The organism is Labrys methylaminiphilus subsp. lupini, assembly GCF_051161885.1.
Taxonomy (GTDB): Bacteria; Pseudomonadota; Alphaproteobacteria; order Rhizobiales; family Labraceae; genus Labrys.
Map to the genome: position 1 here is coordinate 874,440 of NZ_JBMDIH010000001.1, position 12,211 is coordinate 886,650.

The 12,211-nt window shown below is 63.8% G+C and carries 11 protein-coding genes; 5 read left to right on the top strand and 6 right to left on the bottom strand.

The window, feature by feature from the left end:
- Positions 1 to 89 precede the first annotated feature (89 nt).
- Positions 90 to 737, bottom strand: coding sequence for a YiiX/YebB-like N1pC/P60 family cysteine hydrolase (locus ACN6KF_RS04055; protein ID WP_434955602.1), 648 nt, complete (start codon positions 735 to 737; stop codon positions 90 to 92).
- Positions 738 to 948: 211 nt separating this feature from the next.
- Here ACN6KF_RS04055 and ACN6KF_RS04060 point away from each other — a divergent pair, with 211 nt between their 5' ends.
- Positions 949 to 2,010, top strand: a complete 1,062-nt coding sequence (locus ACN6KF_RS04060; protein WP_434955603.1) for a calcium:cation antiporter — start codon at positions 949 to 951, stop codon at positions 2,008 to 2,010.
- Positions 2,011 to 2,034: 24 nt separating this feature from the next.
- On the opposite strand, the gene ACN6KF_RS04065 is transcribed toward ACN6KF_RS04060, so the two are convergent.
- Entirely contained in the window at positions 2,035 to 3,609 is a 1,575-nt protein-coding gene (locus tag ACN6KF_RS04065) for an ABC transporter substrate-binding protein (protein ID WP_434955604.1), read from the bottom strand.
- A gap of 381 nt (positions 3,610 to 3,990) precedes the next feature.
- Here ACN6KF_RS04065 and ACN6KF_RS04070 point away from each other — a divergent pair, with 381 nt between their 5' ends.
- Positions 3,991 to 4,542: an AAA family ATPase gene (locus ACN6KF_RS04070; RefSeq protein ID WP_434955605.1), complete on the top strand. Its 552-nt coding sequence runs from the start codon at positions 3,991 to 3,993 to the stop codon at positions 4,540 to 4,542.
- 141 nt (positions 4,543 to 4,683) lie between these two features.
- On the top strand, positions 4,684 to 5,931 hold the full coding sequence (locus ACN6KF_RS04075) for an MFS transporter (protein WP_434955606.1): 1,248 nt from the start codon (positions 4,684 to 4,686) through the stop codon (positions 5,929 to 5,931).
- Between the two features lie 18 nt (positions 5,932 to 5,949).
- On the opposite strand, the gene ACN6KF_RS04080 is transcribed toward ACN6KF_RS04075, so the two are convergent.
- Positions 5,950 to 6,366, bottom strand: a complete 417-nt coding sequence (locus ACN6KF_RS04080; RefSeq protein WP_434959606.1) for a hypothetical protein — start codon at positions 6,364 to 6,366, stop codon at positions 5,950 to 5,952.
- A 205-nt stretch (positions 6,367 to 6,571) separates the two neighbouring features.
- Positions 6,572 to 7,495 (bottom strand): 4-hydroxy-tetrahydrodipicolinate synthase, encoded by a 924-nt coding sequence (gene dapA / locus ACN6KF_RS04085; RefSeq protein ID WP_434955607.1) that lies wholly within the window; start codon positions 7,493 to 7,495, stop codon positions 6,572 to 6,574.
- A gap of 414 nt (positions 7,496 to 7,909) precedes the next feature.
- On the opposite strand from dapA, the gene ACN6KF_RS04090 reads away from it, so the two are divergent.
- Positions 7,910 to 8,824 carry a metallophosphoesterase gene (locus tag ACN6KF_RS04090; RefSeq protein WP_434955608.1) on the top strand — a complete coding sequence of 305 codons (915 nt, stop codon included), beginning with the start codon at positions 7,910 to 7,912 and terminating at the stop codon, positions 8,822 to 8,824.
- A gap of 184 nt (positions 8,825 to 9,008) precedes the next feature.
- Positions 9,009 to 9,860 carry an EamA family transporter gene (locus tag ACN6KF_RS04095; protein WP_434955609.1) on the top strand — a complete coding sequence of 284 codons (852 nt, stop codon included), beginning with the start codon at positions 9,009 to 9,011 and terminating at the stop codon, positions 9,858 to 9,860.
- A gap of 83 nt (positions 9,861 to 9,943) precedes the next feature.
- Here ACN6KF_RS04095 and ACN6KF_RS04100 read toward each other — a convergent pair whose 3' ends face one another.
- Positions 9,944 to 10,912, bottom strand: a complete 969-nt coding sequence (locus ACN6KF_RS04100) for a substrate-binding domain-containing protein (RefSeq protein WP_434959607.1) — start codon at positions 10,910 to 10,912, stop codon at positions 9,944 to 9,946.
- Positions 10,912 to 12,204: an ABC transporter permease gene (locus ACN6KF_RS04105; RefSeq protein ID WP_434955610.1), complete on the bottom strand. Its 1,293-nt coding sequence runs from the start codon at positions 12,202 to 12,204 to the stop codon at positions 10,912 to 10,914. Before ACN6KF_RS04105 ends, ACN6KF_RS04100 begins: the two co-directional genes overlap by 1 nt.
- Positions 12,205 to 12,211: the final 7 nt, after the last annotated feature.

Here is a 12,211-nt window from a genome sequence, read left to right on the forward strand (position 1 = left end):
CCCGATGGTGACGGCAGGATGACATCCTATTGCACCGCCACCGCCCTGCAAGCCGGAAATCCTCCCATTTCTCGCGCCGGTTCATTTCCTCAAAGATTGCCTCCGACCCGCACGACCTGGCTGTCGCGGGCGATGCTGACGGGGGTAACGATGCCCTGATGCTGGATCAGAGTCCAACAGGCCGCGGCATTCCCCGCCGCGCCCCTGCAATCGGGATGACTGGCCCAGCGCGTGGCGAAGAGCGCCTTTACCGCAGGGTTGCGCACGGACAGATTACCGAAACGCTCGACGCGCCCAAGGCTGATGCCGACGCTCCTGAAGGCGTCGTAAGGCAATTCGCTGCAATAGATGGCGTCCGGATCGAGGCGAAAATAGAGATCATAGGGCCGGCCGAGATAGGTCCGCGCCGCTGCGACGGCGGCATCCGCCTTGGCTGGAACGAGCTGGCGCAGCCTGTAAACGGCGAAGCGGCCCTTCGCGCCGCGGGCAAGGAAAGCCTTGAGCGGTGTTTGACGAACGACATCGGCCGCCTCGATCACCACCGGTCCTGCGGGCGTGAGGGAGATGATGCCCATATGCGTGTAGGTGCTGCCCGAGGGCAGGCGGATCGCCTCGCTCTGCGGGCTTTTCGATTGCTGGAAGACAAGGTCGCCCTGACGCAAGGGGGGGAGGTTTTCTGCCAGAGCCTGGCCTGCCGTCAGCGCAAGGGCGATCGAGAGAAGGGTTGTTGCGCGCATCGGCCCTCCGGCATTGTGGCGCGAAGGGTAGGCAACGGAATGCTGCCTGTCGAGCCTGCATGGTATGGAAAATCCATGCATGTTCGTGATGCTGCCACGCGAACGCAGACCGCTCCTCTGTTCGAAACGCCGCTTCTTGGGGAGCAAGATTGACCTTCCCTTGCGTCTTCGCGTCGGGCTATGACACCTATATGGCTTCGCGGGAGGTTCCATGCTGTCGAAACGCGATTTCGTGACGCTCGCCATCGCAGGTGGGGCATCAGCCGCCACGGGTATCGCCAGCCGTACCGGCTCTTCGCAAATCCTCGTCTTCGTCATCGGCGCCGTGGCTCTTGCCGGGCTAGCCTCGCTGATCGGCGAGGCCACCGACCATCTCGGGCGCTATCTCAGCCCGGCCGCCACTGGCATCGTGCAATCGGCGGTCGGCAATCTGCCGGAATTGTGCGTGTGCATCTTCGCGCTGCGGGCCGGGCTGATCGAGGTGGTGCAGGCTTCGCTGATCGGCTCGATCCTCGGCAACAGCCTGCTGGTGCTCGGCATCGCCTTCATCGCCGGCAGCGCCCGCCACAAGGTGCTGGTCTTCGATGCGGCGGGGCCGCGTATGATCGCGGCGCTGCTGCTTCTGGCCGTTTCCGCGCTGATGCTGCCGACGCTGGCTTCGGTGATGCATCTGCCGGCGGGCGCCCATGAAGACAAGCTGGCGTTGGTTTGTGCCGGTGTCCTGCTCCTGGTCTTCCTGGTTTCCGTCAAGGTCATGCTCGGCGGCAGCGAGCGCACTGTGCCGGCCGAGGCGCATGGCCAGCAGGAGGCCGGCTGGCCGCTCTGGCTGGCATTGACCATCCTGGCTCTTGCCGGCGTCGCCGCCCTGTTCGTGTCCGACTGGTTCGTCGAGGCGCTGAACCCGGCCATCGAGACGCTCGGCATTTCCCAGGCCTTCGCTGGCCTTGTCATCGTGGCGATCGTTGGCAATGCGGTGGAGAATGTCGTGGGCATCCAGTTCGCCCTGCGCAACCAGGCCGAACTCGCCATAAGCGTGATCCTGAACTCCTCGCTGCAGGTGGCGCTCGCCCTGATTCCCGTGCTGGTCTTCGTCAGCTACGCCATGGGCGGGACGCCCTTCACCCTGGTGATCCCGCCGATGCTGGCCGTGGCCCTGATGCTGTCGGCCATCATCGGCGTGGTCGTCACGGCGGACGGCCGGGCCGACATGGCGGATGGCGCTGCCCTTATCGGGCTCTACGTCATCATCGCCGCGATCTTCTGGTGGGGGTAGGGCGCTTGGCAGCGCCCTCCCGGCTCAGGCGAACCACGCCTTTTCGGCGACCCGCTGGTCGCACATGTCGAAACGGGCGTGGGGCGCCACGCCCGCCACCTTCTTGGCGTAGCCGTCGAGATAATCGCTGACGGCAAAACAGATCGTGCCGCCGTCATCGTGGATCATTGTCTGGGCCTCGGCATACATCGCCTTTCGCTTGGCCTCGTCCTCCTCCACGCGTGCGGCGATCACCAGCTTGTCGAAATCGGGACGCCGCCAATGGGTGTCGTTCCAGGCAGCGTTCGACAGGAAGGTCTGCGAAAGCTGAATGTCGATAGCGGGGCGATCGGCCCAGTAGACGGCGCAGAAAGGTTCCTTCAGCCAGATGTTCGCCCAATAGCCGTCGGACGAGACGCGCGTGACCGTGAGCTCGATGCCGGCCTGCTTCATAGCCTCCTGATAGAGCACCCCCGAGTCGGTGGCGCCGCTGAAGGCGCCCTCGGATACCTTGAGCTCCAGCTTGGGGCTGCCGGCCTTCTTATAGTGGAAGGCGGCCTTCTCGGGATCGTAGGGTGTCTGCGCCAGGTCCTTGGCGAAGTATTTGTTCGTCGGGCTGATGGTGATATCGTTACCGACCGTGGCATAGCCCTGATAGACGGTATCGACGATCTTCTTGCGGTCGATGCCATATTTGAGGGCCCAGCGCAGGTCCGCATTGGCAAACGGCTCGGTGTCACACAGCGCCACGAAGCAATAGCGATTGCCGGTGCCCTTGGTCTGCACCACGCTCACATCGGGCGAGCCAGTCACCAGGTCCATGGTCTTGGGATCGAGCCGGTTGATGGCATCGACCTGGCCCGAGATAAGCGCCTGCAGGCGCGACGCTGAATCGCCGATATATTGCAGTTCGACGGCGTCGAAATTGCCGCAGCCCTCCTTCCAGTAATGGCCGCTGTTCTTGGTGACCACGCGCACGCCGGGCTCGAACACTTCAAGCTTGTAGGCACCCGTGCCATCCGGCTTGGAGAAATCCTTGAATTCGTTGGGAATGCCGAGGATGTGGAAATCGGTGAGATTGTAGGGCAGGTTGAGATTGCCCTCGCCTAGGGTGATCTGGATCTGGCTGGGCGAGAGCTTCTTGATTTCGGTGATACCAGACAGCACATCCTTGGCGGCGGATTTGGTGTCGCCGCGATGCAGGTTGATCGAATAGATGATGTCGTCGGCATCCAGCGTCTTGCCGGAATGGAAGGTGACGCCCTTGCGCACATTGAAGATCCATTCCTTGGCGCCGGGCTTGTATTCCCAGCTCTCCAGCAATTCGCCGACCGCGTTGCCATTCTTGTCGACTTCGATCAGTCCGTTCCAGATCTGGTAGCTGTAACTGACAGGGATGGAATCGGCGACGGCGCGCGGATCGAGGGTGTCCGATGCCGAGCCGCCCTCCATGCCAAGCCGCAGCGTGCCGCCCTTCTTAGGCGTCTTGGCGGCCAGGGCCGGCCCTCCGAAAGGTCCGATCAGGCCGTAGCCGAGGCCGAGCGCGGCGGCTCCTTTCATCAGTTCGCGGCGATCCACGATCAAGCCTTGCGGTCCCGACTTGCCGATCCTGTCTGTCATGCCTGGCTTTCCCCTGTGATGGACGGATGGGCTTGGCCGCGGGCGGCATACCCCTCACCTGACCATCGTGTTGCCTTGGGTCCGTTACGAATGACCCATAAGCGACGCTGCCTTTGGAGGGGGCGACGATATCGCGTCTTTGCTGGCTCCGAGGGAGAGACGAGAACCGAGGGGCTTTCGGCCGGGCCTAGCGCGGTGTAGGTTGAAAGCTCGAGGTGCCCGGCGAACCATGCCCGGCTGACCCTCGCGCGAAGGCTGATGCCACGCGCCCAAAGTGCGGATCGAAAGCCCTATCCCCATTTTCTGGCCCACTCGTGCCGCCGCCTGGCGTTGCGAGCTCTATCCGAACCCTTGTCATCATTATCGAGAGGAGATCGAGCCTTGTCTCAGATCGATCGTTTCGTCGTCGTCACCGGGGGCCCGGGGTCAGGCAAGACCAGCCTGATTTCGGCCCTGGCGGCCGAGGGGCTGCGTGCCATGCCCGAAGCGGGCCGCGCCATCATCCAGGATCAGGTCGCCATTGGCGGCAATGCCTTGCCATGGGCCGACCGCGCGGCCTTCGCCGAACTGATGCTGGCGTGGGATCTGCGTTCCTATCGTGAGGCGCGGGGGCTCGACGGCCTGGTGCTGTTCGATCGCGGCATTCCCGACGTGATCGGTTATCTCCAGCTTTGCGGCCTGCCGGTGCCGGAGCCGACCCGGAAGGCCGCCGCGCTCCGGCGCTATCGTGCGCAAGTCTTCATCGCGCCGCCCTGGCCGGCGATCTATGCCGGCGATACCGAGCGCAAGCAGAGCCTGGAGGAGGCGCAGGCGACATATGAGGCCATGCTGCGGGTCTATGCCGGCCTGGGTTACGAACTGGTGTCGCTGCCGCTCCTGCCGATCGCCGAGCGGGCGGCATTCATGTTGCGAGAACTAGGGCAGGGCGCATGAGGCGCTGGTTCAGAAGGTCAGCCATGCTTTGTTCGATCTGGCGAAGCCGGGACGGAAGCTGCTATAGCCTGACCATTGCACGCCGTCCGGTCGGCGAAACAAGCATATTCAGGATAATATTCCGGAACGAGGAAACTCCCCGTGTCAGCTTTGCCCCGTGAGGCCGATAGGCCTGGCGACGTCGATTCCGCCTATTCCTGGCTGCGTCTGGTTCTCACTCTCATCCTTGGTACGGTGGCTTGTGTCGGCAACTGGTCAGTGGTGGTCGTGCTGCCGACTCTGCAAGTGGAGTTCGACACGCTGCGGGGCGGTGCCTCCTTGCCCTATACCTGCACCATGCTGGGCTTTGCCGTTGGCGGGGTCGTCATGGGCCGCCTGGCCGATAGGGCCGGCATCGTCGTGCCGATCCTGATCGGGGCGGTGCTGCTCTGCGCTGGCTATGTGCTGGCCGCCTTTACCTCCAATATCTGGCAGTTCGCTGCCCTCTCGATTGTGATCGGCCTGGGTTCGGCTGCCGGTTTCGCGCCGCTGATCTCAGACCTTTCGCATTGGTTTCGCAAGCGCCGGGCGCTGGCGGTGACGTTTGCAGCTTCGGGCAGCTATCTTGCGGGCGCCGTCTGGCCGCTGGTGATCGAGCACTTCCAATCCGATTATGGCTGGCGTGCCACCCATATCGGCATCGGCCTGTTCGCGCCTGTTGCAATGGTGCCGCTCGCTTTGGCGTTGACCCGCCGGCCCGCGACCACCACTTATGCGGCTGCCGAGGCCGCGACGGAGGCCGCCCGCGGAGAACTCGGTCTTTCGGCGAATGCCCTGCAGGCGATCCTGGTGGTGGCCGGCTTTGCCTGCTGCATGGCGATGTCGATGCCGCAGGTTCACATCGTCGCCTATTGCGGGGATCTCGGCTATGGCGTGGCCATCGGGACCCAGATCATCGCGCTCATGCTGGGCCTGGGCGTCGTCAGCCGCCTTGCTTCCGGCGTGGTGGCCGATCGCATCGGCGCCGGGCCGATGCTGCTGATCGGCTCCGCCATGCAAGGGGCGGCGCTGCTGCTCTATCTCTTCTTCAACAGCCTCTCTTCGCTCTGGGTGATCTCGGGCCTGTTCGGCCTGTTCCAGGGCGGCATCGTGCCGATGTATGCGGTGATCATCCGCCAATTCCTGCCGCCGCGCGAGGCCGGTGCCCGCATCAGCCTGGTGCTGATGGCAACCGTGCTCGGCATGGCCTGCGGGGGGCTCGCTTCGGGCTTCATCTATGACGCCACCCAGTCCTACCGGCTCGCCTTCCTGCACGGCTTCCTGTGGAATGTGGTGAACCTCGTCCTGGTGGGCTGGCTAATCCTCTGGCCGAAACGGCGCCAGCGCAGCAAGGCGGCAATGGCGCGCTGAGCAGCCTTTGCCGGCCGCTCAGTCGTTCATGGCGATATCCGTCAGCAGGAAGCCCGCGGCTGTCCTGGTGAACACGAAGATGTTGTCACCGCAGCCGATGGAAAAGGTGTGGTTGCCGTCTCCATCGCGATCATGGACCGGCTTTTCGCGCTGCAGGCAGGCTCTGGTCTTGGCGGTGAAATCAGGCTTGTAGACCTTGGCACGAAACTGCGCGGCATCGGCGATGGCGGCGTCATTCTGAAATGGCAGTTTCGCCATGCCGGCGATGGCTGCTGCATCATTGGCCTTCAGCGCAGCCCGGAATTTCGCGATGAAGCCGTTGAATTCCTTCTGTGCGGCGGCAGATGCCGCCGCGCTTTTCGGCTCCTGGGCGGAGGCCGGGATGATGGACAGCAAGGCGGCTGCCAGCGCGACACACGATACCAGTTTCATCATCACGCTTCCCCTCCGCCGGCTGTTTTGAAGCCTACACCCGCGCCGCGAACCGTCAATCCCTCGCGCCTTCCCCTGTGTGTACGGCGGACCAAGTCCCGTGCAGTTCACTCGTGAGTTTTCGAGTCTGCAGAACCTTTGTCGTTGCCGGGTCAAGCCCGGTTATGACAAATTGGAGTGCCTCCTCCTCAAATGAATTGCATTGGGACTAAGCCGCCGACTTCAGGCAGTCGATCGCGCCGTCGAGGCGGGCGGCGAGCGCGGCGCTTACCGGGGTCATCGGCAGCCGCAATTCCCCGCTGTCGATCAGGCCCGTGCGCCAGAGCCAGTACTTGAGCGCAGCGGGATTGGGTTCGGCAAAGAGCAGCGGCACAAGCTCGGCAAGGGAGCGCCAGGCGATGTCGGCGGCCGGTTCATCGCCGAGAGCGAAGGCGTCTCGGATGGCGATGAAGCTGGCGGTCTCGAGATGGGCGGAGGCGAGGATGGCACCATCCGCGCCGGCAGCCAGGGCAGCGTGGTAGAAGGCATCCTCGCCCGTCAGCACGGAAAAGCCGGGTGGCCGGAGCCGGATCAACTCGGCCGATTGGGCGGGATCGGCGCAGCAATCCTTGGCGCCGACGATGTTGGGCCGTTCGGCGAGCCTGAGCATCGCCTCGTTGCCCAGATTTACGCCGGTGCGGTAGGGAATATTGTAGATCAGGATCGAGTGCTGGGTGCTATCCGCCAGCGCATTGAAATGGGCAATCAGCCCGGCTTGGGACGGCCTGCTGTAATAGGGGCAGGCAATAAGGCAGCCCTCGATCGGCCAGTCTCCCAGGCGGGGGAGCCGCTTGGCGAGCTTGCGTGTATCGCTGCCCGAAAGGCCGAGATAGAGCGGCAGTCGGCGGCCTTGCCGGGCAAGCTCGTCGGCGCTGACCTCGACAATCAGCCGCGTTTCATCCTCGTCCAGTGTCAGGCTTTCGCCCGTGGTGCCGGCGAGAACGAGGCCATCCAGTCCGAGCGTGCCGTAATGGCGGATGAGGCGCCTCAGCGAGGCCTCGTCGAGCGCGCCGTCGCGGAAGGGCGTGATCAACGGCAACCACAGGCCCTGCGGGGAGGCCAGCGATCGGGCGGAAGAAGAGGGGATTTCCATGGATCATCTCCGATTTGCCGGAGACGGCAGCAAAAAAGAACCCCGTCGAACCGGCGGGGTACATTTTCGATCTTGGTTCGCTGCTTATGGCGCGCGCGACGATCACCTGCCCCCGATGAGGAGGTGCTGTTTCGAAGCGGAAAAGGTGATGTAAGCGCAGGCCATGCTTTAAACTGACAGGGGGGCCAGTGCCTTGTCAAGCGGGTCACTCCCGTCGTGTATGGGTATCATTCCCGGGAGCGCGGATGTTCTTGCCCGTTCTTGGAAGTGCTGTGTCTGTTGGAAAGATGCGGATCGTCCGGCATTCACTCGAGTGTCGTCCGACACTCACTCGAGTGTCGCGGGGATGTCCGCGCTCTTTGAGGCGGCATTTCATCGGGACGCAAAAAAACACGGAAGAACAGGAAGTTGACAATGGAATTTGATGTAATCGGCGACATCCACGGCCATGCCGATGCATTGCACAGGCTGCTGGCGAAGCTCGGCTACCGGGAGGCGCGCGGGGTCCATCGGCATGCCGACCGCAAGACGATCTTCCTGGGCGATTTCATCGATCGCGGGCCGGAACAGGTCGAGGTCCTGCGTGTCGTCCGCGCCATGGCCGGAGCGGGGACGGGCCGAGCGATCATGGGCAACCACGAGTTCAACGCTCTCGGCTGGGCCACGCCGGACGGCGCCGGTGGCTTCCTGCGGCCCCACACCGAAAAGAACGAGAAGCAACATGCCGCCTTTCTCGCGCAGATCGGACAGGGATCACCGGCCCATCGCGAGGCATTGACCTGGTTTGCGTCCCTGCCGGTGTGGCTTGATCTCGGCGGCCTGCGGATCGTGCACGCCTGCTGGCATGGAGCCTCGCAGGCCTGCCTGGCCGCGACCTGTCTCGATGCAGCCGGATGCTTTCATGACGAGGGCCTGCGCAAGGCCTATCACGGGGGCACGCCGGAACATCTCGCCGCCGATATCCTGCTCAAGGGGCCGGAGGTGCGGCTGCCCGGCGGGCACTCTTTCCGCGACAAGGACGGCCACACCCGGCACGAGGCTCGCCTGCGCTGGTGGGATCGGGCGGCGACGACTTTCCGGCTCGCGGCCCTGGGGCTGGATGAACGAAGAAGCGAACTGCCGGACGATCCCATACAGTCCGATTATCACTATCAAGAATCCGTGCCGGTGATGTTCGGCCATTACTGGATGTCGGGCCGGCCGCAATTGTTGTCGCCAACGGCGTCGTGCCTTGATTTCAGCGTTGCCAAGGGCGGTATGCTGACCGCCTATCGCTGGTCCGGCGAAGCGGTTCTCTCCAACGACAAGCTTGTTTGGGTGGCGGCCTGAAGGCTCACGCGAAACGTCGCACCCCGCGAAGCGGCTTTGACATCAAACTGTCATAATGAGAAGGAGAGCGCTGAAAGCGCAGGCAAAATCGACGCTGCGCTTTGCCGGCCCCTCCTTTGCGTATCACCGGTCAGCGGCCCCTTTGCCGTCTGTCGGGCGCTCGATGTCCTGAAGTCGCTCCCCCATGGAATTGCAACTCCCCGTCTTCCTGGCCGTGCTGACCGCGGCGGCCCTGCATGCCGGGTGGAACGCGCTGGTCAAGATCAAGCTCGACCCCTTCCTGGCGATGACGCTGATCGCGGTGTCCTGCGGGGTCATCGCCTTGCCGGCGCTGGCGATCACCGGGCTGCCCAACAAGGAAGCCTGGGTGTGGGTGGCCCTGTCGACGGTTCTGCACCTTGGCTATTACCTCTTCCTGGCCGAGGCCTATCGTCGTGCCGACATGAGCCAGGTCTATCCAATTGCCCGCGGAGCCGCGCCGCTGGCCACGACGGCGATTTCCCTGGTTTTCATTCATGATCCGATGACCCTGGGCAACGTCGCCGGCATTGCCGTGCTTGGGTTGGGGGTCCTGCTGATTTCGCTCAAGGGGCAGCGCGGCTCACTGGTCCCGAACCGGACAGCCGTGATCTATGCCCTGCTCACCGCCGTCACCATCTCGCTCTACACCATCGTCGACGGCATCGGCGCACGTGCTGCGGGGAGCCCCAATTCCTATGCGGCCGCACTCTTCACGCTCGATGCCTATCCGATGCTGGCGATATGCCTTTGGCGCAAGGGGTGGACGGGCGTGCGTCCCGCCTTGAAATTTTTGGTGCCGGGATTCGCAGGCGGGGCGATGTCGCTCGCCGCCTATTGGATCGTGATCTGGGCGATGACGGTGGCGCCGATCGCCCTGGTTGCCGCCACGCGCGAGACCAGCGTGCTGTTCGGCGGCCTGATCGCCATGGTCTTCCTGAAAGAGCCCCTTACACCGGTGCGCGGGTTGTCTGCCCTGCTGATCCTGGGGGGCCTCGTGCTGATGCGGCTGGGGTAGGGAGGCGGAGCGGCTGGGACGTCCGCGGTCCCAGCCTTGGCGTTATCGGAGCGGAGAAGGTGAGGCCTTCTCCGCCCGTACCCTCACAGCAATCCGTTCGTCTTCAAAATGGCGTCGGCATTGTCCTTGGTGATGGTCTGCGTATCCAGCACCAGCTTCTTCTCGACCGTTCCGCCGCCCAGCATCTTCAAAGCCTGACGCAGGCCCTCGGCGCCGGGCGTCGGATAGAGGAAGGTGGCGGCGAGTACGCCATCATGCACATATTTGACGCCCTCATTGGGCAGGCCGTCGACACCGACGAACAGGATGTTCTTTTCCCGGCCGGCATCCTTGGCGGCGAGATAGGCGCCATAGGCCATGGGATCGTTGTGGCCATAGACCAGGTTGATGTCCTCGAAATTGCGCAGGGCCGTCGACATCACTTCATAGGCCTTGGCCTGCTTCCAATCGGCCGATTGCTGGTTGAGCAGGTGCTTGATGCCGCTCTCCTTGTCTGCCTTCTCATGATAGCCGTTGGAGCGGTCATGGCTCGCCTGCGTGCCGAGGCCGCCCCAGATTTCGACCACATTGCCCTTGGCCTTGCCGGCCCCGCCCAGGGTCTTGACCACGAAGTCGCCGACCGCCCGGCCGATCACCACATTGTCGCCGCCGATCCATTGGGTGTATTTCTCGGAATTGACGTTGCGGTCGAGCACGAAGACCGGGATCTTGGCGTCCATGGCCTTTTCGACCACGGCAGTCAGGCCGGCCGATTCCTTCGGGCTGATCAGGATGGCGTCGACCTCCTGGGTGATGAAGCTCTCGGTGTCCGACACCTGCTTCTCGGTCTTGTCCTCGGCATCGGCCATCAGGAGCTTGACGTTCGCATGCTTCTCGGCCTCGGCCTTCAGATCCTTGTTGAACTGGACGCGCCAGGGTTCGAGCGTCGTCGCCTGCGAAAAGCCGATCGTATATTTCTTGTCGTCGGCGAGGGCGCGCGGCGTCCAGCCGGCAGGGATCAGCATGGCGCCGCCGCTGGCGAGCGCGGCGTGGATGAAGCTTCGGCGATTGATCATGGGGTTTCCTCCAGCTTGTTATAGGTCTTCTCATCCTGTGCCTCGGCTCGCGGGCTCGTGCGGAGCGACGCGAAGATCTGGCCAAGATTGCGTTCCTGCAGCAGTACGGTGAGGATGATGATCAGCCCCTTCATCACCAATTGGACGTTGGTGGAGATGTTGTGAAGCTGCAGGATATTGGTGAGCAGTCCGAAGATGAGTACGCCGACCAGCGTGCCGGCCAGGCTCCCGCGCCCGCCCATCAGGCTGGTGCCGCCGATCACCACGGCGGCGATGGCGTCGAGTTCGAGGCCGACACCGGCATCAGGCTTGCCCTGGCGGTATTGCGCCACATAGAGCACGCCGGCGATGCAGGCGAGCATGCCTGAGAAAGCATAGGTTGCGATCTTCACCGGTGTGACGGCGATGCCGGAGAGGCGCGTCGCCTCCTCATTGCCGCCGATGGCATAGACATAGCGGCCGAAGGCGGTGAATTTCAGCACCACCATGAAAAGGGTGAGCGCGGCGAGGAAGAACAGGCCCGGCACCGGCAGCACGCCCCAGAGCACGGCGCGCAGGAGATCGATGTCGGTGGTGGCGTTGGTGCCGGAATAGACGGCGACCACGGCGCTGTCCTGGCCGGCGACCAGGCGTGCAAGGCCAAGCATCGTCACCATCATGGCCAAGGTGACGATGAAGGGCTGCAGGCGGCCGCCGACGATGATGGCGCCATTGAGCGCGCCGACCGCGAGCCCGATGCAAGAGACGGCAATCAGTACGCCGGGCATGCCGAACTGGCTGCCGGCCTGGGAGGCGAGCCAGAGTGTCAAAAGCCCTGCGACGACGATGCCTGCGCCGAGGGGCAACCAGATTGCCGAGAGGGTGGATCTACGGCGGCTTCGATGGATTGGCGCCGCCGTTGTGGCGGATCTGCCCGCGCCGAGCTGAGCGGAGACGAAGGAGACGATCAGGGCGACGCCGACCATCGCGACCAGGAAGGTTACGGGCAGGGCGATGCCGGCTGCCACGGTGAGGCCCGGTTGCGTCAGCAGCAGCGCGGCCAGCACGGTGCCCAAGGCCAGGATCGAGCCGACGGAGAGATCGATACCGCCGATCAGGATCACCATGGTCATGCCGACGGCGACCAGGCCGGTGATCGAAACCTGGCGAAGTACGTCCGAGAGATTGCCGGAGGTCAGGAAGATGTTACGCCCCTTGGAAGTGACCGGCGAAAAGGCGACGCCGATCAGGAAGAGGGCGGCGAGGCCCCAATACAGCTTGGTCCGCGACAGAAGTCTCAGAAAGGTCATTGACGGC

What these genes read in the sequence shown, in the direction of transcription:
- ACN6KF_RS04055 (WP_434955602.1), bottom strand. Translation starts at nt 737, where the DNA reads ATGCGCGCAACAACCCTTCTCTCGATCGCCCTTGCGCTGACGGCAGGC.
- ACN6KF_RS04060 (WP_434955603.1), top strand. Translation starts at nt 949, where the DNA reads ATGCTGTCGAAACGCGATTTCGTGACGCTCGCCATCGCAGGTGGGGCA.
- ACN6KF_RS04065 (WP_434955604.1), bottom strand. Translation starts at nt 3,609, where the DNA reads ATGACAGACAGGATCGGCAAGTCGGGACCGCAAGGCTTGATCGTGGAT.
- ACN6KF_RS04080 (WP_434959606.1), bottom strand. Translation starts at nt 6,366, where the DNA reads ATGATGAAACTGGTATCGTGTGTCGCGCTGGCAGCCGCCTTGCTGTCC.
- dapA (WP_434955607.1), bottom strand. Translation starts at nt 7,495, where the DNA reads ATGGAAATCCCCTCTTCTTCCGCCCGATCGCTGGCCTCCCCGCAGGGC.
- ACN6KF_RS04090 (WP_434955608.1), top strand. Translation starts at nt 7,910, where the DNA reads ATGGAATTTGATGTAATCGGCGACATCCACGGCCATGCCGATGCATTG.
- ACN6KF_RS04095 (WP_434955609.1), top strand. Translation starts at nt 9,009, where the DNA reads ATGGAATTGCAACTCCCCGTCTTCCTGGCCGTGCTGACCGCGGCGGCC.
- ACN6KF_RS04105 (WP_434955610.1), bottom strand. Translation starts at nt 12,204, where the DNA reads ATGACCTTTCTGAGACTTCTGTCGCGGACCAAGCTGTATTGGGGCCTC.